Source organism: Gardnerella sp. DNF00497B (genome assembly GCF_049262725.1).
GTDB lineage: Bacteria > Actinomycetota > Actinomycetes > Actinomycetales > Bifidobacteriaceae > Bifidobacterium > Bifidobacterium leopoldii.
The window spans coordinates 1,080,921-1,106,761 of record NZ_CP058400.1; the positions used below are offsets into that span (position 1 = coordinate 1,080,921).

A 25,841-nucleotide genomic window follows, 5' to 3' on the forward strand; every position below is an offset into this window, starting at 1 on the left:
TATATAGTACATTCATATACACATGCGATTACTTAGTTATTTCACATTATGCAAATTAATACTTACGCATCACACGTCATACTTTATACTTAACGGCGCATGATCAGACCATCGCGCATCATAGCTTTCAGCACGATCGATCACAAATCCGCGAGCGCTTTCCGCAATTTCAGGAGTTGCGAACTGGTAGTCTAATCTCCAACCAACGTTATTGTCGAAAGCTTTACCGCGCTGGCTCCACCAAGTGTATGGTCCTTGAATATCTCCTGCAAGCATGCGCATAACGTCCACAAATTCATATTCGTTAATCCAGCGATCAATATACGCACGTTCCTCTGGCAAGAATCCTGCACTTTTTTCATTAGCCTTAGCGTTTTTAATATCAAGTGAAGTATGCGCAATATTAAAGTCACCGCACAAAATCGCTTGATTTCCGCCACTTGCTGCTGCATCTCGAAGCTCCCCTAAACGAGTAAGCATTGTGTCTAAAAAGCGGAATTTTTGTTTCATTTTTTGCGGATCGTCCACATTTCCAGCGTGAACATACACAGAAGCAATAGTGATTTCATACCCTTCAGGGGTACGCACGTCAGTTTCAACCCATCGCCCAGAATCAACATCCTCACTTAAACCAGGCAAACCGTAGCATTTGTTTACTACAGGAAGAGACGTAACTAGAGCTACTCCAGCTCGACCTTTTACACGACAAACTTCATTCGTATAAGTAAAATTATCGTTTTTTATAGAATTTACGATATTTTCAGACGTACGATATCCCATTTCAATTTTTGTCATAATTGGGTCGATTGCATCCTGCGGAGCGCGCACTTCTTGCATACACCACACGTCTGGAGTATGCGCGTCAGACCAGTTAAGCATACCTTTGCGCTCAGCTGCACGAATACCATTCAAATTCGAAGTCGTAATTGTAATCATGTAATCAACTCTAATATGCACACAACACAAACAGCTCCATCACTAAACAACGGACATAAATCACGCAACCAACACAGATTACAAGTTATGGATTGCTCAACCAATAAACACGGAATTAATAGAAAAATAAAAAGGTGCAGATTCTATAAAACCTGCACCTTTTTATCAGCTTGTACTATTTAGTCTAAACCAAGCTCCAAATTTCCTCCTGGAATTGCATCGAGCAAATCGCGAGTGTATTCCATCTGTGGATGATCGAATACCTCATCTGTAGTTGCATGCTCAACAAGCTTTCCATGCTGCATAACAACAACTTCGTCTGCAATCTGACGAACGACAGCCAAATCGTGTGTGATGAACAAATAGCTCAAACCACGCTCTGCCTGCAAATCGTTAAGCAAGTGCAAAACCTGATCTTGCACAAGCACATCCAAAGCAGATACAGCTTCATCGCAAACTATAACATCTGGGTCCAAAGCCATAGCACGAGCAATTGCAATTCGTTGACGCTGTCCTCCAGAAAGTTCGTTCGGGAATCGAGTCATAACTGAAGCAGGCATACGAACCATGTCTAGAAGCTCTACCACACGGTTTTTACGACTCTTTTTATCACCAATCTTATGAATACGCAGAGGTTCTTCAATTGAACGATAAATTGAGTACATAGGATCCAAAGAACCATACGGATTCTGGAAAACTGGCTGCACATGGCGACGGAAGTCAAGCAAATCCGCACCCTTTAAATCGGAAATATTCTTACCTTCGTAAGTAACAGTTCCACTTGTTGGCTTAAGAAGTCGCAAAACCATATTCGCAACGGTAGATTTACCTGAACCAGATTCACCAACGATAGCTAACGTTGTACCACGCTTAATAGAGAATGAAACGTCGTCAACAGCCTTAAAAAGCTCTTTCTTGCGAGGAAGCTTAAACTCACGAGTTAAGTGATCCACAGTAATAATATGCTCACTTTTTTCAAGAGTTTGCTCACCTACTACGTGATGCTCAAGCAAGTTATCAGCGTTACCACCGTGTTCTTTAACAGAAATAATGCGCTGAGAAGCTAAGCTTGGAGCGGCAGCAACAAGTCTCTTTGTATACGGATGCTGAGGATGCTGCAAAACTTCCAACGATGGGCCAGATTCAACAACACGACCCTTATACATAACAACAACATGCTGCGCGCGAGAGGCAGCCAAGCCTAAATCGTGTGTAATGAAGAGAACAGAAGTTCCGAGCGAATCAGTTAGTGTATGCAAATGGTCAAGAATACGCTTTTGCACAGTAACATCCAAAGCGGAAGTTGGCTCATCTGCAATAAGCAAATCCGGTCGGCAAGCCAAACCAATAGCAATCAAAGCGCGCTGACGCATACCACCGGAAAACTCATGTGGGAACTGACGTGCACGAGTTGCAGCATCTGGCAAACCAGCTTCGTCAAGCAAACCAGCAATACGATCTTCAACGCTTGCACCTACAACATACTTTTTGGCGATTTCCCAAGCTTTGTCGTCATTCACACCATATTTGATTAAATCGTCTGCTACGCGCCAACGAGTTTCAGAGCCTGGAACCCACTCTTTCTTGTAGTAATCAATAGCTTCATTGAACTTTTCAGCATTATTATGCTCATCAAGCCCAACTTCTTTCAAAGCTTTCTTAGCGACTTCAATCAAATCTGGTAATTCTTTAGAGCCAAGGAATGTTTCATCCTCATTGCTTTTGACTTGAACAGAATCGCCTGCAAGAGCCTCAGCTAATGAAGAACGCTTCTCGTGATCAACGTCAACACCATTTGCGATTAATGCTTCTTTAACTTGTTCGCCAATACGCCACACAGGGTTCAAGTTGCTCATAGGATCCTGCGGAACTAGACCCATTGCAGTACCTCGCAAAGCAGCAATCTCTTTTGGCTTCAAACTGCTAATTTCTTTACCCTTGAGCTTAATAGATCCACCTGTAACATGACCGGTTCCAGGAAGAAGACCAAGAACAGCCATTGCAGAAGTGGACTTTCCTGAACCAGATTCACCTACAATTGCAACCCACTGACCAGGATAAACACAGAAGCTAGCATCTCTAACAGCATGAACAGCTTTTTTTGAGTCTGTTGTGAAATCAACCTGGAGATTTTTTACTTCCAACAATGGCCCTTGCTCTAGCTGCATGGCGCGAATGTCTATATCTTTACGTGTTGTATTCATAAGTTTTATTCCTCCACGCTAAATTCACGCCTTACGGCTCTTCGGATCTAATGCATCCTTTACAGCATCACCCATCATAATAAAGGCGAGCACAGTAATTGCGAGTGCAATAGACGGATAGAACAAGACTTCTGGGTTCGTAGTAAGAACATTTCTAGCGGTAGAAATATCTCCACCCCAGCTGACGGTAGTACTTGGTAAACCAATTCCAAGGAAGCTTAATGTTGCCTCCAACACAATATAAGTTCCAAGCGAAGTTGTTCCAACAACAATGATTGGAGCCAAAGAGTTCGGGATAATGTGTTTGAAAAGATTACGTATTGGAGTAGATCCTAAAGCAGTAGATGCGGTATTGAATTCAAGATTTTTTGATTCCATAACAGCGCTTCGTGCAATACGAGCAACGCTAACCCATCCAAAAAGCACCATAACAAGCACAATTTTCCAAATTGATTTAGATGTACGGAACATTTGTAAAACTACGATTGCACCAAGAAGCATTGGTAAGGCCAAGAAGATATCAGTTATTCGGCTGAGAATAGTATCAACCCAGCCTCCGAAGAATCCTGCTAACGCACCAATCAAAGAACCAACAAGTACAACCAAAATAGTTGCAAGCAAACCAACACTTAGCGATGTACGAGTACCATAAACAACTCGAGCATAAATATCGCAACCTTGCATATCAAAACCAAATGGATGCGCGGCTGAAGCTGGCTCAAGAGAGTGTTCCAAAACGCAATAATTAGGATTGTGCTTTGTAAGAATGCTTGGGAAGAATGCAACAAAAATAATTGCAATAATCAAAACTGCAGAAACAATAAACAATGGATTCCTGCGCAAAGTTCTCCAGGTATCTGCCCACATACTCGTTGCAGCAGCGGATTCGTCTACGGAATCCACTTCTTGAATAGGCGTATCGTCTAATGGTGCAACGTAGCGTTCTTGCCCCGGTAATATATTGCAATTTGAAGCATTATTTGCAATCAAATCATTTTTCATCAAATTATCTTCCATAGTGTACTCCCCTCACGCGTAACGAATGCGCGGATCAAGAGCCGCGTACAACATATCAACAAGAAAATTGCTAAATACAAATATCAATGTCAAAAGCGTGACAATGGAAACAACAAGGTTTCCTTCTCCCTTTAGAATCCCTTGATATGTGAGGAATCCAACGCCATGAATGTTGAAGATTGTTTCCGAAATCATTGCACCGCCCATAAGAGCACCCAAATCCTGGCCTAAGAAGGTGACGACAGGTATAAGCGAGTTGCGCAAAACGTGGCGAACAATAACAGAGCCTTCTTTTAAGCCCTTTGCACGAGCTGTACGCACATAATCAAGCGAAATATTTGAAGAGATTTCAGATCTTGTAAGTCGAATGATGTACGCCATAGACACAGAACCAAGAACCATTGCAGGAAGAAGCAAATCGAAGAATCCAGGATCGTTACTAGCTGTAACTGGTAATATACGCCATTTAACACCAAATAAGTATTGTCCTACGAAACCTGTCACAAATGTTGGAACAGAAATAAGAAGAAGTGATACAACCAGGATCACACTGTCATACCACTTGCCTTTCTTCAAACCTGAAATTATGCCAAATATGACACCAAATATTGCTTCGAAAGCGAATGCCATAATTGCTAGTTGAACAGTAACTGGGAATGCACGACCAATTTCATCGATAACTGGTTGACCTGCAAAAGTATGACCAAAATCGAGGGTAAGAGCATTCTTTAAGAATAGTAAATATTGAATAATAAATGGTTTATCTAAGTTATACTCGGCTCGTATTTGTGCAGCCACTGCAGGATTAACAGGTTTTTCTCCAAACATTGCTTTTACTGGATCTCCAGGCAAAGCAAATACTAAAGCATAAACTAATAATGTTGTGCCGAGAACAACAGGAATCATCTGCAAAATACGACGCAGAATGTACTTACCCATCGAATTCTCCTTGAATTGTTAAAACTTACTCAAAAAACAACAAAGTGCCGCTCCAGCTCAATAGTTTTATTTAACTAGTTTAGCTGGAGCAGCAATTTCGCAATAAGCGATATCAAATTATTGAGAGGAACCAACTAGTGTTACTTACTAACTTTCTAAAAAGTATGTAACACTATGCTGTTTTCTTAATTAGCTACCAGCTTATTTGTGAAGCTGATAGTACAGCGGCATATTCTGCCAATCCATTGTGAAGCCCTTCAAAGTTGGAACCATCACAGCCTTAGCGTTCGAGTAGAACAATGGGACAGATGGAAGATCCTCAAGAAGGATTTCGTTTGCTTGCTGATAGAGCTTAATAGCCTCTTCTGGCTTAGAAGATGCAGCTTTCTTAAGTAAATCGTCGAACTTTGGATTCTTATAATCACCTTCGTTGGAGCCATTGCCATCAGCTGCAACGGAAGCAAATTCCTGAGTCAAGTAATTTTCTGCACTTGGATAATCTGGCATCCAACCTGCACGCCATGCACCCTTAATCTGACGCTTAGCGCAAGCATTACGGAATTCCTGGAATGTAGGAATTGGAGTGGTTTCAGCCTTGATTCCGAGATTATTCTTGAGGGAATTCACAACAGCATCGAACACAGACTTTGCATTTCCATCGGCATTGTAGGAGAAAGTAAGAGATCCATCATACTTAGAAATCTTATCTGCCTTAGCCCAAAGTTCCTTAGCTTTCTTTGCATTAAATTCTACGTTCTCGTGACCCTTAAGATCAGCCTTATAGCCTGGAGTCAATGGAGAAGTAAATTCGTTTGCAGGAGAAGCAGTGCCATTGAGAATCTTGTCGATAATCACCTTACGATCTATAGCCATAGAAATAGCTTGACGACGAAGCTTACCTTCTTCAGTCTTTACATCGAAGTGTGGGAGGCTTGAAGGAATAGTGAACTGCTGGATTACAGAACCTGGACGGTTGTAAGCCTTAACAGTTGTATCCTTCTGGAAAGTCTTAGTTTGGGTATCTGGAATATTATCAGTCATATCGAGGTTTCCAGCCTGCACATCGCGGTATGCAGCGTTACCATCTGTATAAACCTTGAAAGTTACGCCATCATTCTGAGCTTTGCGCGGACCATTGTAATCAGGATTCTTTACAACTTCGATCTGCTTGTTGTGATCCCAAGACTTGAACAAGTATGGACCAGAAGAAACAGGCTTTTCGCCATAAGCCTTTGGATCCTTGTAGAAGGATTCCGGAAGTGGAGCAAATGCCAAGTAGCCAACCTTAATTGGGAATACAGAATCTGGCTGTTCCAGATCAACGGTAAAAGTATTTTCATCAACAACCTTCAAACCAGAAAGCTGTTCGTCACCCTTAGTACCATCCTTCTGCAAATCAGCATAACCCTTAATGGTTTGGAAGAAGGAAGCACACTTCTGAGCATTCTTAGCGTTAGCGACGAAGCTCCAAGCCTTCACAAAGCTTTCGGCTGTAATAGGAGTGCCATCGCTGAACTTCTTTCCTTTCTTAACCTTCACGGTGTACTGGGTAGCATCAGCATTTGGAGTGATGCTTTCAGCATCCTCATTTACAGGATTACCCTTTTCATCGAAAGTTACCAACGTGGAATTAACCAACATGGCAGGACGAGCGCCAGCATTTTCGTTAATGTTTCCAGGGACTAATTCGTTTTGTGGCTCAGAGTTTGAAACGGTAATAATAACCTTGCCACCGTTTGTTTGTGCATTCTTAGCGGAAGAGCCACAGCCACCAAGTAACATTGCCAGCGAGCAGGCAGCAGCAGCGAAAGCCAAAGCCCTATTCTTCATATATTTTCTCCTAACGTCTGGTAGGCAGGATTGTCATATCACAAAAAAGCCAAGCATCAGCTAAAACATAAAAATCCATCCGGTTTTTATTGCCAGATGGATTCTCGCAAGCCAATGACGAGGCCTCTTCGTTGATTAAAATTCAATGATACGTATTTTTACAAACAATGCAATAGTAAAAGAAAATTGAAAAAAATATTGTATATTAGTAATAATTAATTATTTAAGTCTAGATTTAATTATAAATACCGAAAATTTTATTATTTATATAGTAAAATTTATTGTTTTTTACAGGTATATGTATATTACAAAAATGTAAATTAACATATTTATTATGTAAAAAACATGTTAAATATGAATAATTGAATACTTAAAGCATTTAATATCATGCACGCGGAAAAGCTTGAGAATACTTACGTTTTAAAGATTCAATAGAAACATGAGTGTAACGCTGAGTAGTATTAAGCGATGAATGACCCAATAATTCCTGCACTTCGCGTAAATCTGCTCCACCATTCAACATATGCGTCGCAGCACTATGCCGCAAAGCATGAGGAGAAATATCCGGAACATGCGCACTCTTAGCCTCATCATGCACAATCCGCCTTACCAAACGCTGATCGATACGCTTTCCGCGAGTACCAAGAAATACTGCCTCTTCAACAGAATTCCGCAATAAAATTTCTCGTCCATCTTTAGAAATCCAAGCAGATAAAGCTTTATAAGCAGGAACCCCAAAAGGCACAACACGCTGCTTATTTCCCTTACCAGTAACTTTTATAGTGTGCGAGGAAAAATTAATATCCTGAATATTTAAACTAGTAAGCTCACCAACACGAATACCAGTCGCATATAAAAGCTCCAGAATTGCAGCATTGCGAAGTCCTACAGCTTTCTGATTTTTGGTACACGAAGATGAAACATTAGCTTTAGAATCAACATTATTCATTAATGATTCTGCTTGATATTCATCCAAAACAGATGGTAGCATGTTTTTAATTTTTGGCGTCATTAAAATTTCTGCAGGATTACTACTTATGTATTCAACATGCTGACACCACGCAAAAAAACCACGCACCGCGACTACTTTGCGAGCCAAACTTGAACGCGCATGACTTCGCGACTCATCAGCCATCCACGAACGCAAATCATCCGTAGTAAGCTCCGAAATATTATTAAATCCGTGCCGATTACACCATGCCAAACATTGCAAAATATCACTGGCATAAGCTTTCTGTGTGCGCTCCCCCAATCCTTTATTAGCACGAACATAATCAATATAATCATCTATTAAACTCATATATTTAGAAGGTAAGCCTAAGAAATTTTCAGAAACAAATTTATTGTTGCTCATACTTAACTCACCCTTCCATAAAAGTTTAAAACAAAACGTTTGCCATATACTTCAGTCACATGCATAATACAACAAGGAGCATGTTATGAACACACAAACACGGAATTTAACTACACTACCACAGCAAATACCTGCAGGCTCGCGCATAGTAGTAAGAACTTACAAAATTATAGAAGACAATAACAATGGAACACAAAAAACCGAGTATCATGATGCGATTGGGCACGTACTCGAGTGGGACGGTGTAATGCTTCATTTGCTTCGAGATCCTGCAGCAAACGGCACTAGAGCTGCCGAAGAAATGTTCATTGATGCCAAAACTATTTACCGATTAAAGCCAATCCCAGAACGCAAATTCCAAAAGCCGCTTAGTGTGTAGAATTGTCTGATGAGGAGCAAGTTTTACACATTTCTCAAGGAAGCATCTGAGCGCAATAGCAGTTGCGAAGATTCGTTGGTATTAAATCCGTAAAATTCAATAATGGATTCACCTGAGCGCGCGGATTCTAGTAATTCCTGCTGCCAATTGATTTGAGAATCATACTTCCACAATCTGCTATTTGCATCATCATTTTGCTTAGCATCGTCGCTTTGTTGCGTACTAGTTTTAGATGAGTTGCGCTGCTGGTATTTATATTCTCTCCAAGATTGAGCTTTAGCAAAAAACTCTTGCTCTAAAGCATCCGCGGTTTCAACATCATTATCTAACATATTTGCAGCAAAAGTTAGCTCAGAAATTACGGAACGCAATAATTTCGCAGTATTATGCCGATTTTCACTTACCATAGCACGAGTGCGTTGAGGATCAGTAAGAGCAACTCGTGTCATATCTCGCCAGGAACCTGCAGATAGTTGTAAAGCAATAGCACGATTAGATTGTTCACATAATACGTTTGCAAGAGCTGTTGCAATAACATGAGGCATGTGAGAAATAAGAGCTGCAGAATTATCGTGCGTTGCATCATCCAAAACTATTGCGCGATTCTTGCATAGCGAAACAATCATTTGCAAAACATTGCAAACTCGCCAAAACTCAGTAGAATCATCAACAGTTAAAGCCCACAAAGCACCATTTAAAAGCTCATCACTAGAAGCTTTCCAACCAGTAAATTCACTACCAGCCATCGGATGCGCACCAACGTAGCAATCTTGCAAACCTGCGTCTTTTACTTGCTCTCGAACTAAAGTTTTTACGCTGCCAACATCGCTAATAGTTGTGCAAGATTTGTCAATATAAGGTGCAATTTCATGCAAAATACTTGACATAGCAGCTAAAGCATTGCATAAAATCAAAACATTTGGACGAAGTTTTGCTAAATCCTGCACTTTTTCTACGCAAGTAATTCCTAAACTTTTAGCTTCGTCATAAGGCTCATTATGACGATTCCATGCATATACGTTGCAATTTGCCAGTTTAGCAAGTCGTTTTGCAAGAGATCCACCAATAAGACCAAGACCTACAATGCCAACAGAAAATTTTTGCGAAAATTCAGCATCTTCTACCATAATAATTCTCTTTCTGCACGCATTACGTTCAAATTACGTAAAGCATCAACTGAAGGTTCAACGCACACTCCACCATGAGGTAGCATCCAATCATTCATCACCGGATTCTTGCGTTTATCAGAAGAATACACTGCTAAAACTCGAACCCAATCACCATGTTCAACAACCTCTTGAATCATAGCTTTACACGTAGAATCCCAAGGAGCAGCATCAACAGTGGCAATAAAACTGTATAAACCATCCTGCCCTTTAATCGGTCTAGACATAAAAGAAGTCATGTTAAGACCGTGATCACGCACAACATCAAGCAAATTTGCTAACACTCCAGCACCTGTGCAACGCGGAATAAACGCAATAATTGAGGAAAATGATGAAAAGTTTTCTCGCTGCACATTAACAAAATCTAAAGCCTGATCTCGAGGAGCTAGCACTAAAAACTCAGTTCGCGCGCCAGAAAAATCTTCAACTGCTTCGCTCACAATCTGCCTATTGTATAAATCAACACAAATTTTAGGACATAAAGCAACTTCGCCAGGAACTAAATCCCTACAAGCGGCAGCGTTTGAAGACGCAGTTTTTTCTTGTAAACCGCGCTCTTGAGAAAACTTACGACATTGCGCCAACGCGTGAGGGTGAGCAACAATAGTAGAGCAGTTATCGATTGAATCTGATTTGCAAACAACAGCATCAAAACTAATATCAACACCTACGCGAGCAATACCAACCATATTTTTTGCATCAATGAGTAAATCTAAATTAGGTATTACAACGCCTTCAATATTGTTTTCCCACGCAATAACACCCCAATGGTGATGCTCTTCAATTTCACTAGCAATACTAAGAACATTCTCGCAAGCAGTTGGAATAAGTCGCAAATTATCAAATGATTGTAACTGCTGCTGAACTTTTAAAGCTGCTTGATACGTAAAAGAACCTTCCGGCCCTAAATAGCATAATTTACGAGCACTCTGACTGTTCTTATTACCATTCATAACTATTCCTTAAAAACTGTTGCAGTTAAGAATATTGTAATCAAGACTACTGTAAAAAATACTGCTTAATACTGCTTTTATGCAAAACTTAACTCTAAGTCACACTTAGATTATTGCAAATTCTTTACTTATTTTACTATTCAATAACAAACCAACGCTGAGGCATACAAAGCAAAACTAAGTGAGCAACAAGAATGCCGAAAAGCCAAAAATATCCAACATATTGCGAACACCATGGCAACGGTATTGTGAAACCAACAGGTACAAGAATTGCGCTACCAACAAAATCTAAAGCAATAAGCCAAGCTACAAATGAAAAAACTATTGCGTGAATAAATAATCCACTCCAACCACTACGAGATCTTGCACACCAAGCAGACAAAAATAGCAAAAGCATAGATAATGCAAATCCGTAAGGAATATTATCCACTGCACCGCAGCGATGAGCAAACGTACCAATCAACGCGCATATTAGCGCAGAAACACACGTGGTCGCATACCTGCCCCACGAAGGCAAGCGATGCGACCACGGTTTCGACGACATAATAAGCCTAACGTTCCATCACTAATTGGTATATTGCGATTATCATGCAGCGTTGTTGTTTTGACGACGCTGCTTAGCACGCCACTTGTACCACTCATCGCGGCTCAAAATAATCTTGCGCACGCGAATTGCTTCAGGCGTAACTTCCACGCACTCGTCTTCGTTAGCGAAGTCAAGAGACTCTTCCAAGCTCATCTTAATTGGTGGAGTTAAAGTTTCAAGCACGTCAGCAGTTGAAGAACGCATGTTAGTCATGTGCTTAGCAAGCGTAATATTTACATCCAGCTCATCTGGCTTATTGTTAATACCAACGATTTGTCCTTCGTAAACTGGGCTTTGTGGATCAACGAAGAAGATACCACGAGCTTGCAAACGCTGCATAGCATAAGGAGTTGCAACACCCTTGCGATCGCAAACCATGGAACCATTCTGACGAGTCACAATCTGACCAGCCCATGGAGCATAACCAGCGGAAATAGAGCTTGCAATACCAGTTCCGCGAGTAGCAGAAAGCAAAGCAGTGCGGAAACCGATAAGACCGCGAGAAGGAACAGTAAATTGCAAACGAACCCAACCAGAACCGTGGTTGCTCATAGAATCCATACGACCCTTACGATCAGCCATAAGCTGAGTGACGGTACCCATGTATTCTTCTGGGACATCAATCGTAGTGCTTTCCATAGGCTCATTAATTTGACCATCAATAGTCTTGGTAACGACCTGAGGACGACCAACTGTAAGCTCGTAGCCCTCGCGACGCATCTGCTCAGCTAACACAGCCAAAGCAAGCTCGCCACGACCTTGAACTTCCCAAGCATCTGGGCGCTCAGTTGGAATAACCTTAATAGAAACGTTACCAATAAGCTCGCGATCCAAACGATCCTTAATCATACGAGCAGTAAGCTTATGATCTTTGCCTTCAGTTCCAGCAAGAGGAGAATCGTTCACGCCGAAAGTCATAGAAATTGCAGGATCGTCGACATGAATCAATGGAAGCGGCTTTGGATCATTCTGGTCAACGATAGTTTCACCAATCATAATGTCGTTCACGCCTGCAACAGCCACAATATCGCCAGGACCTGCAGAAGCTACAGGAGTGCGCTCCAAACCTTGAGTGCGAAGAAGCTCAGAAACACGGAAGTTTTCAATGGAACCATCGACACGAGAAAGACCGTAAGTCTTGCCCTTTTCCAAAGTACCATTGTAAATTCGCACTAAACCAAGACGACCCAAGAAGTCAGAGGAATCAATGTTTGCAACATGAGCTTGAAGAGGAGCGCCTTCTTCGTATTCAGGAGCTGGAATGTTCGAAATAATAGAATCAAACAATGGCTCCAAATTATCGTTATCCGGAAGAGCACCATTCGCAGGCTGATTAACAGAAGCATAACCAGCTTTAGCAGCGCAATAAATTACTGGCAAATCAAGCAAAGCGTCGAGATCGAGGTCAATACCTTCCTCAACAACATCCTGAGCCAAGCCAAGAAGCAAATCTGTAGATTCGCCAACAACTTCTTCAATACGAGCATCTGGACGATCTACCTTATTTACGCACAAAATAACAGGAAGCTTAGCTTCCAAAGCTTTACGAAGCACAAAGCGAGTCTGTGGAAGAGGACCTTCAGAAGCGTCAACCAACAAAACAACGCCGTCAACCATAGAGATACCACGCTCGACCTCACCACCGAAATCAGCGTGACCTGGAGTATCAATAACGTTAATAGTGATACCTTCTGGATGACCATACTTTTCAGCTAATGGACCTGTGTACTGAACAGCAGTGTTCTTAGCAAGAATAGTAATGCCCTTTTCGCGTTCCAAATCATTGGAATCCATAACGCGATCTGGAACTTCTTCACGCTCAGAAAATACGTGCGACTGCTGAAGCATGGCGTTTACCAGAGTGGTCTTACCGTGGTCTACGTGCGCCACAATTGCCACATTTCGAATATCACCGCGAACAGTCATCACAAACCTCTTCCATTCTTCGCGTTTAAGTAATTATTAACATGCAACCATTTAAGCTATAAACATCAGCTAAAACAGTAGCCATATACCTTATTGACGAGCGCCCAAATAGGTAAGCTGCCAAACCGCACCGATTTTACTAGCGAGCTAAGACAGCTTTACAAAACATACTAACGCAGAATCACAAGAACTTAAGCAACAACACCTTTAGCAATAAGCTCACGCGCAACTTCGCGGTACTCTTTTGCAGTCTTGTGCTCAGGAGCAAAAATAGTGATAGGAACTGCAGCAACTGTAGAATCTGGCAGCTTAATAGAACGCGAAATCACGGAATGCAAAACTTTATCTTGGAAAGCTTCATAAATGCGCTGCAACACTTCCTCACTATGAAGCGTGCGAGTATACATAGTGACAAGAACTCCAAATACTTTAAGATTTGGATTAATACGAGATTGTACCTTCTCAATTGATTGCATAAGAAGAGCCACGCCTCGAAGAGCAAAGAACTCTGCAGCAAGTGGAATAATCACGCCATCAGCTGCTGTTAACGCATTTACAGTAAGCAAGCCGAGAGAAGGCTGGCAATCAACTATAATAACGTCGTATTCGTCACGCACTTTGCGTAATACACCTGCTAATATTTGCTCTCGTCCTACTTCGGTTACTAACTGAACTTCAGCTGCAGATAAATCAATATTTGCAGGAATAATATCAATATTTTCTGTTTCAGTATGACGAATTACGTCGTGAACGTCCACAGACGAATCAAATAATGCCGTATAAACTGTATTATCAAGCGCATTTGCGTTAATTCCAAGTCCAACTGTTGCCGCACCTTGCGGATCGAAATCAACAATCAAAACGCGACGACCATACTGACTTAGTGCGCCAGCAATATTAATGGAACTTGTAGTTTTACCAACTCCACCTTTCTGGTTGCACATTGCAATAATGCGAGCAGGACCGTGTGAAGTTAACGGCTCTGGTGCATGAAAAGTTTCGTATTCGCGTCCAAGTAAATCAGTAGGCATGCTCCCCACTTTATCAACAGGTATACTCACGAAACTCTGAGCATAAAATTATTTAGCTCGAGGATGACTCATTACGTAAGCTTCAACTAATGCGTCAGGACTAATATGCGTATAAATTTGAGTTGTTGTAACTGAAGCATGTCCAAGTAACTCTTGAACTGTGCGCACATCAGCACCACCTGCAATAAGATGCGTGGCAAGAGAATGGCGCAGCGTATGCGGATGCAATGGTTTGTCAAGTTTTGCACGCTCGCCAGCTTGCGTTACTATTGCCCATGCTGATTGGCGAGAAAGTACATTACCTCTCTTATTTAAGAAAATTGTGTGCAATTCACGTTTGCCCTTGGACGCTAATTCTGGGCGAGATTTCTCCATATAGTTACGAAGAGCACGAACAGCACACCCACCAATCGGAACTAAACGCTGCTTAGAGCCTTTACCTGTAAGTTTTACAACGGACTCATTTAAATCAATATCTTCGAATTTTACGCCAACTGCTTCCGAAATTCGCGCTCCAGTAGCGTATAAAAACTCGAGAAGCGCAGTATCTCTAATCGAAATAGCATCGGAACTTCCAAAATTCCCTGCAGCTTCAATAACTCTATTTACTTCTTCAATACTTAAAACATCCGGTAAGTAGTCTGCTTGTTTTGGAGCTTTTACTTGCGCTGAAACGTCAGCTTGTATGTCACCATGAGCAAGCATAAAGCGATGCCACTCGTGAATACTTGCAAGTCGACGCGCAACTGTCCTAGTCCCCAACCCTAATTCATTCAAAGTTCGAATATATGATTCAATATCTAATTGAGAAATAGTAGTAATATCTTTTATTTTTCGTTCGTCGTAAAGCCAGCATGTGTAATCTTGCAAATCTGAAGCGTATGCAGATACTGTTTTTTTAGAAAGACCACGCTCAATATCAATATGCGCAATAAAGCGTTGAATATGAAGTGCAAACTCTTCAGGAATATTATTTTTCCTATTGTCAGAATCAAGATTTGAGCGCATAAAAATAATTATAGCTAATAAGTAAATTTGTTGATTTAAAAGAAAAAGCCCACCTAAATTGGTGGGCTTAAAATAGAACTCTATTAAAGCAAAATCAGGCTTCAACTGGAGCGTTTACATCAGCTGGCAACGCAGCCTTAGCAGCTTCAACAACAGCCTTGAAAGCTTCAATATCGGAAACTGCGAGCTCAGCAAGAGCACGACGATCCAATTCGATGCCTGCCAAGTGCAAGCCCTGAATGAAGCGATTGTAGGTGATGCCTTCAGCGCGAACTGCTGCGTTAATGCGCTGAATCCACAACTTGCGGAAATCACCCTTGCGAGCCTTGCGGTCGCGGAAGTTATAAGTGAATGAGTGGAGCAGCTGTTCCTTTGCCTTGCGATAAAGACGGGAGCGCTGACCGCGGTAGCCAGAAGCCCTCTCAAGAACAACGCGACGCTTCTTGTGAGCGTTTACTGCGCGCTTTACTCGTGCCATAAGTATTCCTCAGCTTTCTTAAAAATTTTCGATTGCGTATTCGTTTACAAGCAATTCTTACTTGTTACTTACTTAACGAGCAAGCCCTTAAGCTTCTTGCTCTGCGCAGTAGCCAATACTTTATCTTCAGAAAGAGCACGACGCTTACGAGCCGACTTGTGCTCCAAGTTGTGGCGCATGGCGCTACCATCGTGCATCACCTTACCGGTACCGGTAAGACGAACGCGCTTGGACGCTGCGGAATTAGTTTTCATCTTCGGCATTGCTGCCCTCCTTGTGATGTTGATCGGATTGCATAGCATTTACTGCAGCTGCAGCTTGTGACTGAACCTCTTGCTTAGCTGCAAGACGAGCAGCCTGACGAGCTTGACGCTCAGCGCGAGATTCAGCGCCACGACGACGTTGCTCAGACTGTGTATGAATTTTCTTGCCTTTTGGAGCAAGAGTCATAATAATATTTCGACCTTCTTGCTTTGGCGCAAACTCTACTGTGCCACTTTCAGAGACCTCATCTGCAAGTCGGCGCAACAATTCAACGCCACCAACCGGACGAGATTGCTCACGGCCACGCAACATAATAGTTACTTTTACCTTGTCTCCGCCGTTCAAGAAACGAAGCACATGACCTTTCTTCACATCGAAATCGTGATCGTCGATCTTAAGGCGGAAACGAATTTCCTTAACCTCTGCGACGGTTTGATTACGACGTGCTTCACGAGCCTTAATCTTTTCGTTGTACTTGTACTTACCGTAGTCAATAAGCTTGGCTACTGGAGGCTTAGCAGTAGGCGCAACTTCGACAAGATCGAGGTTAGCTTCCCTTGCAAGGTTTAACGCGACAGAGGTTGCGATAACTCCCACTTGCTCGCCCTTTGGACCAATAAGGCGCACCTGAGGGACTCGAATTTCCTCGTTAATGCGTGGTTCGTCGCTAATGATGACTCCAATCCTTCTAAATACTTGTAAGATGTAATACACCAAGAAGTCCAAGAGCTTAAGATTCACTACTTCATATCAATAAAACGCTATATAACAGCGCAGCAAGCAGCACAAGAAGCTAACTTGCGTGACCGAAGTCATGAACCCGAAACCACAGTAGGCTTCCAGGTGGGGACATCCCACTTTCTTGATTACTCAAGCCGAATATCTATTCTACTAGAAGCCTTGACAAAAAGGCAGTCAACACACGAAACGTGTTTTGACTGCCACAAATCAAAGCTAGAACTATGCGATTTCTACGCTAACTGCATTGGCTCAGGCTTCAATCCATCGTGATTAAAGTACACATCATACCAAGTCAGGAATGTGTAAACTGTCCAAATCTTACGGCGATCGTCATTTTTCTTTGCATAATTATCGTCAATCATACGAAGTAAAGCATCTCTATCGAAGAATTTAGCAGCATCGTCACTTTCAAACGTCTTACGAACAATCTTATAAAAACGTTCCTCACGCAACCAATCCTTAACTGGCACAGGGAAACCAAGCTTTTCTCTGTCATACCAAGCTTTTGGCAAATGACGGGACGCAGCTTGTCGGAAAGCAAACTTCGTATTTTCATCAGTAATTAAATATTTAGTAGGAACTTTTTCTGCAACATCCATAAGAACACGATCAAGCAAAGGCACGCGAAGCTCCAAAGAATGTGCCATAGTCATTTTATCTGCCTTAAGCAAAATATCTCCTGGCATCCATTGATGCATATCGAGATATTGCTTTTTCTTCACTTCAGAAAGTCCCTTACCAGCAATTCTATTGTAAATAGCATCGACAATGCTGCGAACGCTAGGACCTTTGCGATACTCAGGTTTCAAAAGTTTTACAGCATCTTCCTCATTGAAAACCTTTGACTGACCGATAAAATGCTCCTCAGCTGGAGCCAAATTAGCGTACAAATGCCACGCTCCGTGGAAATGCTTACCCTTTGCAGCTCGACCAATCGCGTAACGCAACTTTTTTGGCAACTTTGCAAGCATGCGAGTCACAACTTTAATAAGTTTAGAACGCGTATGAACACCATAATCAATGTATCCTGCAAATAATTCATCTGCTCCCTCACCGCTTAGCACAACGCGTAAATCTTGCGAAGCTAATTTTGCAAGGAAGAATAATGGGACGCAAGAGAAATTAGAATCAGGTTCGTCCAAATACCACTGAATTTGTGGGAAATAACGGAATGCGTCAGCAGCGTCAATAATTTCAGATTTATTGTTTAAGCCAATAATTTTTGCCAATTCGCTTGCTTGTTTGGATTCATTGTATCTTCCACCAGCAAAACCAATAGAATATGTGTGTTCAGGGCGTGCAACAGCTGCAACATAACTTGAATCAACTCCAGAAGAAAGGAACGAACCAACTTCAACATCCGCAATTTGGTGAGCTTGAACAGAATCACAAACTGTTTTATCGATAGAATCAACTAATTCATTCAAGCGTTGCTTTGTTTCTTTGAAATTAGGATCGTAATATTGCTCAATCTTCATTTCGCCATTCTTATACGTAAAGCAATTACCTTCACGCAGCTTAAAAACGCCCTTGAAGAAAGTTTCGTTAATTGCAGGATATTGGAATGTCATAAACGGCTTAAGCGCATTTTCGTTAAGCTCCTTCTTAAAATCTGGATGGCGCAGTAAAGATTTAATTTCGGATCCGTACATAAAAGTACCATTCATTTGCGCATAATAAAAAGGCTTAATACCGAAATGGTCGCGAGCGCCGAACAATTCTTGAGTACTTTTGTTCCAAATAACGAATGCAAACATTCCGCGTAAACGATTAAGTAAGCCTTTACCCCACTCTTCGTAGCCGTGCACTAATACTTCTGTGTCGCAATCAGTGTGGAAAGTGTGACCAGCTTTAATAAGTTCTTCGCGAAGTGGCTTGTAGTTATAAATCTCACCATTGAAAGTAACTGCAAGATTCCCATCCTCGTTGTACATAGGTTGGGATCCACCGTGAAGATCTATAATGCTAAGTCGACGAAAACCGAGTGCTGCATGTTCGTCAATCATAGTTCCATATTCGTCAGGACCACGATGCGCAATCACATCTGTCATATCTTTTACAATTTGGCTTTTGACGTTAATTGGGGTGTCATTAATGAACCCTGCAATTCCGCACATTTATTTCTCCTCGTAGAATATACAACACAGCATTACGTTAGTCTACTAGCAAATAATTAACGAAAATCCATAATAACTTGGAAAATCTAACTTGCCATGCAATACTACACCAAGCACTTTATGTTAAGCGAGTATTAGTCTAAAAATTCCTGTATTTGCCGGAATAAAAACAATCAAATGCGCTAATATCAAATCCGAAAAATGGCATAAAACGTAGTCAAATGTTGATTGACACTACGCTTATAAACTCTTGTTATAAATGTATGTCATCAGTACAAATGCAGCGTTATTATGTTGTTATGGAACCTTTGCAACGCTGCGTAGTATTAGCAGCAGGAGATTATTACGATCATACGCGTGAACATGTGCCAGATCGCGCTTTAACAATTGCAGCTGATGGAGGCTGGGATCATGCATGTAAATTAGGTTTGCATGTGGATGCGCTCATCGGCGATTTTGACTCTGTTAGATTAAAACTTCCTACTGATGCAGTTATTACTAGATTGCCTGCAGAAAAAGATGATCCTGACTTACTTTCTGCGTTGAAAGTCGGTTGGGCTAAAGGCGCTCGAGAATTTCATATTTTTGGAGGATTAGGTGGTCGAGTTGACCATACTATTTCTAATATTCAACTTATGGTTCGTTTAGCGCGCCGCGGCGGAATTGGATTCTTGTACGGCGACGGTCAAATTGTTACAGCAATACATGATGGATCTCTTGATTTTCCAGCATCATCTGGAGATGATTTGCGCATAGTTTCCGTTTTTTCTCATACTCCAGTTTCTAATGATGTAAATGAAGTTGGATTAAAGTATCAGCTTAAACACGCAACCATGCATGGAGATGCAGTACAAGGTTTAAGTAACGAATTATTAAATGATACGCCTGCTCATATTGACGTTCATGAAGGAACACTTATTGTAACATTCCCTATTAATGCTCCATTACCACAGGTGAGCTGGTTTAAAAGACCAATTGGAGATTTAGGCGAAGTCGATACTTCTATATCTGAGGCATTAGCAGTTCCTCTTGAAAGCGAGACTACTCCAACATATTCGACTACTGCAGCTGCTGAAGCAATGACGTATAACGAATAGGCGCAAACTTTAGTTTATGCAAATGGCTGACGAGGTTCTTTTACTTGAAAAACTCGTCAGCCTTTTTCTTTTTAAAATTACACTCGTTGTTCAATTGAACAATATTGATTCGTAAAATGTTATGCAAAAACGCAACTGGAAACTATCAAAAAATTCACAAAAACACTCATAAAACACAGCATGTTAACGCTCACTGTTCTCATAGTGCATGATTGCAATAAAAGTGAGCTATATTACAACTCTTCGTACATACCGCACACTAAAATGAACACCGTTAATTCAAATAACGATGACCTAAATGCGTGAGTTTTCATCGCGAAAATAGCGCGACTTAAAACGTTGCGCACGAGGTCTCACTCAAGGGAGAACCACATGACAGTCAAGATTGGTATTAATGGTTTCGGTCGTATCGGTCGTCTCGCATTCCGTCGTATTTTTGAGCTTCAGGCTCGCGGCGGTCAAGCAGGTGACATCGAAGTCGCAGCCATCAACGATCTGACCACCCCTTCGATGCTCGCCTACTTGCTCAAGTATGACAGCACCCACGGCACATTCCGCCACGATGACGGCACCCCAGTTGAGGTAACCTCCACCGAAGACGCAATCGTTGTAGATGGCAAGACTTACAAGGTTTACGCCGAAAAAGACGCAAATAACATTCCATGGGTTAAGAACGATGGCGTTGAATTCGTTCTCGAATGCACCGGTTTCTACACTTCTGCAGAAAAGTCCCAGGCTCACTTGAACGCGGGTGCTAAGAAGGTTCTTATTTCTGCCCCTGCTAAGGATGAAACCACTCCAACAGTTGTGTTCGGCGTTAATCACGAAATCTTGAAGGCTTCTGACAACATTGTTTCCGCTGGTTCTTGCACCACCAACTCCATGGCTGCAATGGTGAAGTTGCTTCAAGACAACTGGGGAATCAAGTCCGGCTTCATGACCACAATTCACGCCTACACCGGCACTCAGATGATTCTCGACGGTCCACGCGGCTCTAAGCCACGCAATAACCGTTCCGCAGCTTGCAACACCATTGAGCACTCCACCGGCGCTGCTAAGGCAATCGGCAAGGTTGTGCCAGAAGTTAACGGCAAGCTCCAGGGTCACGCACAGCGCATTCAGGTTCCAGACGGCTCTGTTACCGAGTTGACCACTGTTCTTGAGAAGCCAGCAACCACTGAAGAAATTAACGACGCTTTCAAGAAGGCTTTCGAAAACTGCGAGTACTTCGGTTACAATGCAGACAGCATCGTGTCTTCTGACATCATCGGCGACACCCACGGTGGCGTTTTCGATCCAACTCAGACCGACGTGAACACTGTTGACGGTGTAACTTTGGCTCGTACCGTTACCTTCTACGACAACGAGTACGGCTTCACTTCCAACATGATTCGCACTCTTCTTTACTTCGCTGAAATCTCCGAGTGATTTCGCTAAGCATCAATCAGCAATAGCTGGTTGTGCGAATATTTAATATATAAACCCCTTGTGCTGCTTTCTAAGCTCCACAAGGGGTTTATATGTTTAATATACACTAAGTCAACAGTCGGTATAGCATATCATGTAACACAATTTGACAGTTGAGTATAAGGCACGGTAACAAAATGAGTAAAAAACATGCAGAAACCGGAAAAGCAACTCCAGCTATTGCGCAACTCGAAAACGCAGGCATCACCTTCCGCATAGCGCAATACGAGCATGACGCTGATCACATGGACGACGGCTATGGAATTGAGGCTGCTGAGAAGCTAGGCGTAAGCGCAGCTCAAGTTTGCAAAACTCTTATGGTTGACACTGGTGAAAAGCGAGTAGTTGGAATTGTTCCAGTAAACGGACGTCTCAATATGAAAGCAATTGCAGGAGCAGTACACGCAAAGAAAGCAAGTATGACAAGCCCAGAAGTTGCGCAACGAGAAAGCGGCTACGTAGTTGGCGGAATCTCACCATTCGGACAAAAAACGCACCATGAAACAGTACTAGATAGTAGCGTAATGCAATTTGATGAGATTCTTGTTTCTGGAGGAAAACGAGGATTGGACGTAGTTCTTAATCCTCAAGATATCGTAACATTATTAAACGCAACTGTAGCTGATATAGCAGCATAAGCAACATAAGCTTTATTACTGCAAATATTGTTACTAACAAGTGATTACTCGCACGAGATTAGTACGTTGACAAATATAACGTCTTGGCAACGTGCGATAATCCCTAAGGTTGTTCATTAATCGTTAAGGAGTGCATTATGGGTATGCGTGGCCGCAAGCGCAAGGCGCGTCGTAAAAAAGCAGCGAATCATGGCAAAAGGCCAAATGCTTAAGCTATAAATTCGCTTATACATACTGTAAAGCCCACGTCAATCGTGGGCTTTTTCGTTTTAGCATACTTTTATTCACCACAATAATCAGAAAGCTCACGTTTAAGTTGCATGCGAGCGCGGTTAAGTCTGCTCATAACAGTTCCTATTTTTACGCCTTCTTCTTGGGCAATTTGTTTATAAGATTTACCTCGAATAGCGACTTCAATAAAAACTTTTCTACGCTCAGGCGGCAACTTACTAAGCGCAGCAATAATCTCTTGTGGAGCAAACCCTTCTAAATATTCTTGTTCAGCAGAAAGCATCCCTTTTGCGCAATGATTAGAAGCCTCATAGATATCCCAATCATTGTAGTCGCCAGTTTCATCGTTAGCACGTTTAGGGCTTCGTTTTGCTTTCGCGTACTGATTAAAATACAAATTTCGTTCAATCCTGTTAATCCAGGCAGCAAAATTTGTGCCAGGCTGAAAAGTTTCAAAAGATTTAAGAGCACGCTCAAAAGTATCTTGCACTAAATCTTGCGCATCCTGCGCATTTTGCGTAAGACGCATAGCTTGAGTGTACAAAGGATCAACGCAAGTAGATACAAGTTGTTCAAATCTTTTGCGTCGACTTTCCATTGCAGAACTTTGCTTAGTATCTACTAAACGATCACTAAATAAGCGAGCATTACATTTTTTTGCACTTTGTTTTTTAGCTCTTACGCTTTTAGAGCACATAACATTTGTCTTCTCGATTTGCTCACTCATATAGTCAATAATACTTTTACTTTGCACATATAGCTACTAATTTGTCGTGTTGCATAGTGTAGCGCAGCGCGAGATGATAACACATCGCAGCACAATAATGCAGCGCGGCATAGTGTGACATTGCGTGACATTGCGGTAGTATTGTGACTATGCCAACTCATATTCAAGAATTGTTAAATGCTTTAGATTTAGCACCTAAGCAAGATGAGAATACATTACTTGCTGAATCATGGTTACTTGGTTTCGACACTGAAACTACAGGTGCAAATATTGGTAAAGATGCCATTGTTTCTGCAACTCTAGTATTACGCAATCCTGAACTAGCTCACGATGGAGATGTGGTATCAACTTGGTTAATTAACCCTCATCAGCCTATGAATCCTAAGGCAAGCGAAGTAAATGGTTTCACAGACGAATACCTTCAAGAACACGGCGGAGAGCCTGAAGAAGAACTTGAATTCCTTGCACGCGCAGTAAGCATGGCTCAAGCTAAGAATATTCCACTACTTGCTTATAACGCTCCATTTGATATTGCAATGTTACGTCACGACTTGAAGCGTTGGCATCTTACTGCGCTAGAAGAACGCGCAACTTGTTCAATACATGCACTAAACGCTAATGACATTCTTACTGTTGATCCTCTTGTTATCGATAGAGCTGTTTCTAGAAGATCCGGCAAGCGTACTCTCACTATTACATCTCAATTTTATGGAGTTGAACCAATCGGAGATTTCCACGATGCTACAGCAGACACAGTTGCAGCTCTTGATTTGATTGCTCCAATGAGCAAACTATATGAGTCAGTAAGTTGCATGAGGCTGAATACTATGATGGATTGGCAGCGCGAAGCTTATATTAATTGGCGAGATAGCTTCAATCAATGGCTGCAATCTCACGGACGTGAGCCTATTACTGGAACATGGCTATAAAACATTTGGCGAAAAGAAGTAAATTATGATCATGCATAACACGTTGTCACTAGCAAACGCAAGTGAAATTTTGCAACACTATGGTTTGTTACGCGAAATGATTCAATATTGTAACGCAGAAGATACTAATAGTGCTAATACTAAAGAAAAAACTGTAGACTCTACTCATTCTCGCAATGAAATATGGTCTTTAAATCCGTATTATTTCCCAAATATTGATGCAGATGAGTGCTTTACTAACGCAACTTACGATACTCGCGATATTACACCTGGGACACTTCTGTTTATTAAAGGCAATTTTCAGTCGGAATATCTTTTAAATGCAGACAACAAAGGACTTGCTGCATATGTTGCTGAACAAAACTACGCACAATACACAAAAGCTGTTGGTTTAATTGTTACGGATGCTAAAAAAGCAATGAGCGTGCTTGCAGCAGCATTCTTTGGAAATCCACAAGAAAAACTCACTATTGTTGGAATTACTGGAACTAAAGGCAAAACAACTACAGCCTACTTTACTCACGCTATTCTAAACTCCCATTCGCACGGTAAAGCAGCACTGTTTTCTTCAGTAGATAATTGCGTAGACGGAAAAAATTACGTTGAATCTAATTTAACTACTCCTGAAAGTTTTGATGCTTTCAAAATGATGCGCGAAGCTGTAGATAACGGCATGAAGTATCTTGTTATGGAAGTTTCTTCACAAGCTTATAAGGTGAATCGCGTATATGGTCTTAAATTCGATGTTGCAGCATTCTTAAACATTAGCCCAGACCACATTAGCCCTATTGAACACCCAACTTTTGAAGATTACTTGTATTGCAAACGACAAATTATTGCAAATACTAAGCGTTTAGTATTAAATTCTGATACAGATCACGCAGATCTTCTTTTACAAGATGCAGAACGCAACAATGTGCTCGTAACAACTTTTGCTCGCATTAAAAAAGATGAAATAGAAAGCGACGCTTGCGAAAATGACAATTTCGATGATATTGACGACGATCGCATAAATTATTGCGCTCCTGCTAACGATGATGACTACACAGAATTACTTACTCCTGACTACATTGCAATGCCAGTAGAAAATAGTGAATCACACTGCATCGCTATGCGAGACTCAAGCGAAGACGACGACTATGAAGATAACGACTACGAAGAAGACGTGCACTACTGCCCTATTGACGAATTCGCATTGTCTATTGCAGGAGATTTTAACTACGAAAATGCTTTAGCTGCGATCGCTATTGCAGGAGAATTGGGAATTAATCAGGATACTGATTTACACGCACTACACGCTATTGAGAACGTGAAAATTTCTGGACGCATGGAAGTTTTCAAAGACACGCACTCAAACATGATTGCAGTTGTCGACTATGCGCATAACTACATTTCTACAAAATCAGTTCTTGACTTTGTAGAAGAACGCTACGGCAAATTTAATCCTCGAATCACACTAATAACTGGTTCCACAGGAGATAAAGCTGTCGACCGCCGTAAAGAAATTGTTGAAGCCGCGCAAAACCGCATAGAACAGTTTATTTTCACTACTGAAGATACTGATACTGAAGACGTAATGCATATTTGCGAGGATATGCAAAGTTATGTTACGGACCCAAATGTTTCTTCACGCATTATTATCGACAGAGCTGAAGCAATAGAATACGCTTACAACGATGCTGCAAACAGCGAACAAAAAAATGGAAAATTAAACATTCTTCTTGCTATTGGTAAGGGCGATGAACGTTGGATTAAAAACAAACGAAAGCATGTGCCATATGAGGGTGATTCATTCGTAATAAAGCGTCTTTTTGGTCTGTAAT

24 protein-coding genes are annotated in these 25,841 nt (G+C 41.6%); 7 read left to right on the top strand and 17 right to left on the bottom strand.

Annotation, left to right across the window (positions count from 1 at the left end; all coding sequences use genetic code 11):
• Positions 1 to 69: 69 nt before the first annotated feature.
• The 6 genes from HXT26_RS04070 to HXT26_RS04095 form a co-directional block, all read right to left on the bottom strand.
• A complete protein-coding gene (locus tag HXT26_RS04070; protein WP_422111927.1) occupies positions 70 to 936 on the bottom strand; it encodes an exodeoxyribonuclease III in 867 nt (288 codons plus the stop codon).
• A 179-nt stretch (positions 937 to 1,115) separates the two neighbouring features.
• On the bottom strand, positions 1,116 to 3,140 hold the full coding sequence (locus tag HXT26_RS04075) for a dipeptide ABC transporter ATP-binding protein (protein ID WP_410295640.1): 2,025 nt from the start codon (positions 3,138 to 3,140) through the stop codon (positions 1,116 to 1,118).
• A 24-nt stretch (positions 3,141 to 3,164) separates the two neighbouring features.
• Entirely contained in the window at positions 3,165 to 4,157 is a 993-nt protein-coding gene (locus HXT26_RS04080; RefSeq protein WP_004105075.1) for an ABC transporter permease, read from the bottom strand.
• A 12-nt stretch (positions 4,158 to 4,169) separates the two neighbouring features.
• A complete protein-coding gene (locus HXT26_RS04085; RefSeq protein WP_004105077.1) occupies positions 4,170 to 5,096 on the bottom strand; it encodes an ABC transporter permease in 927 nt (308 codons plus the stop codon).
• 201 nt (positions 5,097 to 5,297) lie between these two features.
• Positions 5,298 to 6,926 carry a peptide ABC transporter substrate-binding protein gene (locus tag HXT26_RS04090; protein WP_101885958.1) on the bottom strand — a complete coding sequence of 543 codons (1,629 nt, stop codon included), beginning with the start codon at positions 6,924 to 6,926 and terminating at the stop codon, positions 5,298 to 5,300.
• A gap of 385 nt (positions 6,927 to 7,311) precedes the next feature.
• Entirely contained in the window at positions 7,312 to 8,280 is a 969-nt protein-coding gene (locus tag HXT26_RS04095; RefSeq protein ID WP_004573919.1) for a tyrosine recombinase XerC, read from the bottom strand.
• 85 nt (positions 8,281 to 8,365) lie between these two features.
• Between HXT26_RS04095 and HXT26_RS04100 the strand changes: the two genes are divergently transcribed.
• Entirely contained in the window at positions 8,366 to 8,659 is a 294-nt protein-coding gene (locus HXT26_RS04100; RefSeq protein ID WP_415688663.1) for a DUF6725 family protein, read from the top strand.
• Between the two features lie 23 nt (positions 8,660 to 8,682).
• Here the strand turns inward: HXT26_RS04100 and HXT26_RS04105 are convergent, their stop codons facing one another.
• From HXT26_RS04105 to asnB, 10 genes are all read right to left on the bottom strand, one after another.
• Positions 8,683 to 9,786, bottom strand: coding sequence for a prephenate dehydrogenase (locus tag HXT26_RS04105; protein ID WP_415688661.1), 1,104 nt, complete (start codon positions 9,784 to 9,786; stop codon positions 8,683 to 8,685).
• Positions 9,780 to 10,778: a prephenate dehydratase domain-containing protein gene (locus HXT26_RS04110; protein ID WP_174164125.1), complete on the bottom strand. Its 999-nt coding sequence runs from the start codon at positions 10,776 to 10,778 to the stop codon at positions 9,780 to 9,782. The genes HXT26_RS04105 and HXT26_RS04110 overlap by 7 nt, the downstream gene beginning before the upstream one ends.
• Before the next feature lie 136 nt (positions 10,779 to 10,914).
• Entirely contained in the window at positions 10,915 to 11,322 is a 408-nt protein-coding gene (locus HXT26_RS04115) for a hypothetical protein (RefSeq protein WP_004573915.1), read from the bottom strand.
• A 42-nt stretch (positions 11,323 to 11,364) separates the two neighbouring features.
• Complete coding sequence (gene typA, locus HXT26_RS04120; protein WP_004105095.1) at positions 11,365 to 13,290, bottom strand: translational GTPase TypA; 1,926 nt, start codon at positions 13,288 to 13,290, stop codon at positions 11,365 to 11,367.
• Between the two features lie 191 nt (positions 13,291 to 13,481).
• Positions 13,482 to 14,321, bottom strand: a complete 840-nt coding sequence (locus HXT26_RS04125; RefSeq protein WP_004105096.1) for a ParA family protein — start codon at positions 14,319 to 14,321, stop codon at positions 13,482 to 13,484.
• A 48-nt stretch (positions 14,322 to 14,369) separates the two neighbouring features.
• A complete protein-coding gene (xerD, locus tag HXT26_RS04130) occupies positions 14,370 to 15,329 on the bottom strand; it encodes a site-specific tyrosine recombinase XerD (protein WP_422111928.1) in 960 nt (319 codons plus the stop codon).
• 94 nt (positions 15,330 to 15,423) lie between these two features.
• Positions 15,424 to 15,807, bottom strand: a complete 384-nt coding sequence (rplT, locus tag HXT26_RS04135) for a 50S ribosomal protein L20 (protein WP_004105106.1) — start codon at positions 15,805 to 15,807, stop codon at positions 15,424 to 15,426.
• Between the two features lie 68 nt (positions 15,808 to 15,875).
• Positions 15,876 to 16,070, bottom strand: a complete 195-nt coding sequence (rpmI, locus tag HXT26_RS04140; protein ID WP_004128670.1) for a 50S ribosomal protein L35 — start codon at positions 16,068 to 16,070, stop codon at positions 15,876 to 15,878.
• Positions 16,051 to 16,812, bottom strand: a complete 762-nt coding sequence (infC, locus tag HXT26_RS04145; protein ID WP_012913964.1) for a translation initiation factor IF-3 — start codon at positions 16,810 to 16,812, stop codon at positions 16,051 to 16,053. Before infC ends, rpmI begins: the two co-directional genes overlap by 20 nt.
• Positions 16,813 to 17,042: 230 nt before the next feature.
• Positions 17,043 to 18,929, bottom strand: coding sequence for an asparagine synthase (glutamine-hydrolyzing) (gene asnB / locus HXT26_RS04150; RefSeq protein ID WP_004105112.1), 1,887 nt, complete (start codon positions 18,927 to 18,929; stop codon positions 17,043 to 17,045).
• A gap of 299 nt (positions 18,930 to 19,228) precedes the next feature.
• Here asnB and HXT26_RS04155 point away from each other — a divergent pair, with 299 nt between their 5' ends.
• The 4 genes from HXT26_RS04155 to HXT26_RS04170 all read left to right on the top strand — a co-directional run bounded on the left by HXT26_RS04155 (position 19,229) and on the right by HXT26_RS04170 (position 22,343).
• Positions 19,229 to 20,026 carry a thiamine diphosphokinase gene (locus HXT26_RS04155; RefSeq protein WP_032835267.1) on the top strand — a complete coding sequence of 266 codons (798 nt, stop codon included), beginning with the start codon at positions 19,229 to 19,231 and terminating at the stop codon, positions 20,024 to 20,026.
• Between the two features lie 372 nt (positions 20,027 to 20,398).
• Positions 20,399 to 21,454: a type I glyceraldehyde-3-phosphate dehydrogenase gene (gene gap / locus HXT26_RS04160; RefSeq protein ID WP_004573912.1), complete on the top strand. Its 1,056-nt coding sequence runs from the start codon at positions 20,399 to 20,401 to the stop codon at positions 21,452 to 21,454.
• A gap of 176 nt (positions 21,455 to 21,630) precedes the next feature.
• On the top strand, positions 21,631 to 22,131 hold the full coding sequence (gene ybaK, locus HXT26_RS04165; protein WP_004105119.1) for a Cys-tRNA(Pro) deacylase: 501 nt from the start codon (positions 21,631 to 21,633) through the stop codon (positions 22,129 to 22,131).
• A 137-nt stretch (positions 22,132 to 22,268) separates the two neighbouring features.
• Positions 22,269 to 22,343, top strand: coding sequence for a 50S ribosomal protein bL37 (locus HXT26_RS04170; protein WP_369803150.1), 75 nt, complete (start codon positions 22,269 to 22,271; stop codon positions 22,341 to 22,343).
• A gap of 68 nt (positions 22,344 to 22,411) precedes the next feature.
• Here HXT26_RS04170 and HXT26_RS04175 read toward each other — a convergent pair whose 3' ends face one another.
• On the bottom strand, positions 22,412 to 23,089 hold the full coding sequence (locus HXT26_RS04175; protein WP_116971433.1) for a sigma-70 family RNA polymerase sigma factor: 678 nt from the start codon (positions 23,087 to 23,089) through the stop codon (positions 22,412 to 22,414).
• Between the two features lie 149 nt (positions 23,090 to 23,238).
• Here HXT26_RS04175 and HXT26_RS04180 point away from each other — a divergent pair, with 149 nt between their 5' ends.
• A complete protein-coding gene (locus HXT26_RS04180) occupies positions 23,239 to 24,018 on the top strand; it encodes an exonuclease domain-containing protein (RefSeq protein ID WP_422111929.1) in 780 nt (259 codons plus the stop codon).
• A 25-nt stretch (positions 24,019 to 24,043) separates the two neighbouring features.
• The gene (locus HXT26_RS04185; RefSeq protein WP_422111930.1) at positions 24,044 to 25,840 is read left to right on the top strand and encodes a UDP-N-acetylmuramoyl-L-alanyl-D-glutamate--2,6-diaminopimelate ligase; all 1,797 of its coding nucleotides are present in this window, start codon (positions 24,044 to 24,046) and stop codon (positions 25,838 to 25,840) included.
• Position 25,841: the final 1 nt, after the last annotated feature.

What these genes read in the sequence shown, in the direction of transcription:
- HXT26_RS04070 (WP_422111927.1), bottom strand. Translation starts at nt 936, where the DNA reads ATGATTACAATTACGACTTCGAATTTGAATGGTATTCGTGCAGCTGAG.
- HXT26_RS04075 (WP_410295640.1), bottom strand. Translation starts at nt 3,140, where the DNA reads ATGAATACAACACGTAAAGATATAGACATTCGCGCCATGCAGCTAGAG.
- HXT26_RS04080 (WP_004105075.1), bottom strand. Translation starts at nt 4,157, where the DNA reads ATGGAAGATAATTTGATGAAAAATGATTTGATTGCAAATAATGCTTCA.
- HXT26_RS04085 (WP_004105077.1), bottom strand. Translation starts at nt 5,096, where the DNA reads ATGGGTAAGTACATTCTGCGTCGTATTTTGCAGATGATTCCTGTTGTT.
- HXT26_RS04090 (WP_101885958.1), bottom strand. Translation starts at nt 6,926, where the DNA reads ATGAAGAATAGGGCTTTGGCTTTCGCTGCTGCTGCCTGCTCGCTGGCA.
- HXT26_RS04095 (WP_004573919.1), bottom strand. Translation starts at nt 8,280, where the DNA reads ATGAGCAACAATAAATTTGTTTCTGAAAATTTCTTAGGCTTACCTTCT.
- HXT26_RS04100 (WP_415688663.1), top strand. Translation starts at nt 8,366, where the DNA reads ATGAACACACAAACACGGAATTTAACTACACTACCACAGCAAATACCT.
- HXT26_RS04105 (WP_415688661.1), bottom strand. Translation starts at nt 9,786, where the DNA reads ATGGTAGAAGATGCTGAATTTTCGCAAAAATTTTCTGTTGGCATTGTA.
- HXT26_RS04110 (WP_174164125.1), bottom strand. Translation starts at nt 10,778, where the DNA reads ATGAATGGTAATAAGAACAGTCAGAGTGCTCGTAAATTATGCTATTTA.
- HXT26_RS04115 (WP_004573915.1), bottom strand. Translation starts at nt 11,322, where the DNA reads ATGTCGTCGAAACCGTGGTCGCATCGCTTGCCTTCGTGGGGCAGGTAT.
- typA (WP_004105095.1), bottom strand. Translation starts at nt 13,290, where the DNA reads ATGACTGTTCGCGGTGATATTCGAAATGTGGCAATTGTGGCGCACGTA.
- HXT26_RS04125 (WP_004105096.1), bottom strand. Translation starts at nt 14,321, where the DNA reads ATGCCTACTGATTTACTTGGACGCGAATACGAAACTTTTCATGCACCA.
- xerD (WP_422111928.1), bottom strand. Translation starts at nt 15,329, where the DNA reads ATGCGCTCAAATCTTGATTCTGACAATAGGAAAAATAATATTCCTGAA.
- rplT (WP_004105106.1), bottom strand. Translation starts at nt 15,807, where the DNA reads ATGGCACGAGTAAAGCGCGCAGTAAACGCTCACAAGAAGCGTCGCGTT.
- rpmI (WP_004128670.1), bottom strand. Translation starts at nt 16,070, where the DNA reads ATGCCGAAGATGAAAACTAATTCCGCAGCGTCCAAGCGCGTTCGTCTT.
- asnB (WP_004105112.1), bottom strand. Translation starts at nt 18,929, where the DNA reads ATGTGCGGAATTGCAGGGTTCATTAATGACACCCCAATTAACGTCAAA.
- HXT26_RS04155 (WP_032835267.1), top strand. Translation starts at nt 19,229, where the DNA reads ATGGAACCTTTGCAACGCTGCGTAGTATTAGCAGCAGGAGATTATTAC.
- gap (WP_004573912.1), top strand. Translation starts at nt 20,399, where the DNA reads ATGACAGTCAAGATTGGTATTAATGGTTTCGGTCGTATCGGTCGTCTC.
- ybaK (WP_004105119.1), top strand. Translation starts at nt 21,631, where the DNA reads ATGAGTAAAAAACATGCAGAAACCGGAAAAGCAACTCCAGCTATTGCG.
- HXT26_RS04175 (WP_116971433.1), bottom strand. Translation starts at nt 23,089, where the DNA reads ATGAGTGAGCAAATCGAGAAGACAAATGTTATGTGCTCTAAAAGCGTA.
- HXT26_RS04180 (WP_422111929.1), top strand. Translation starts at nt 23,239, where the DNA reads ATGCCAACTCATATTCAAGAATTGTTAAATGCTTTAGATTTAGCACCT.
- HXT26_RS04185 (WP_422111930.1), top strand. Translation starts at nt 24,044, where the DNA reads ATGATCATGCATAACACGTTGTCACTAGCAAACGCAAGTGAAATTTTG.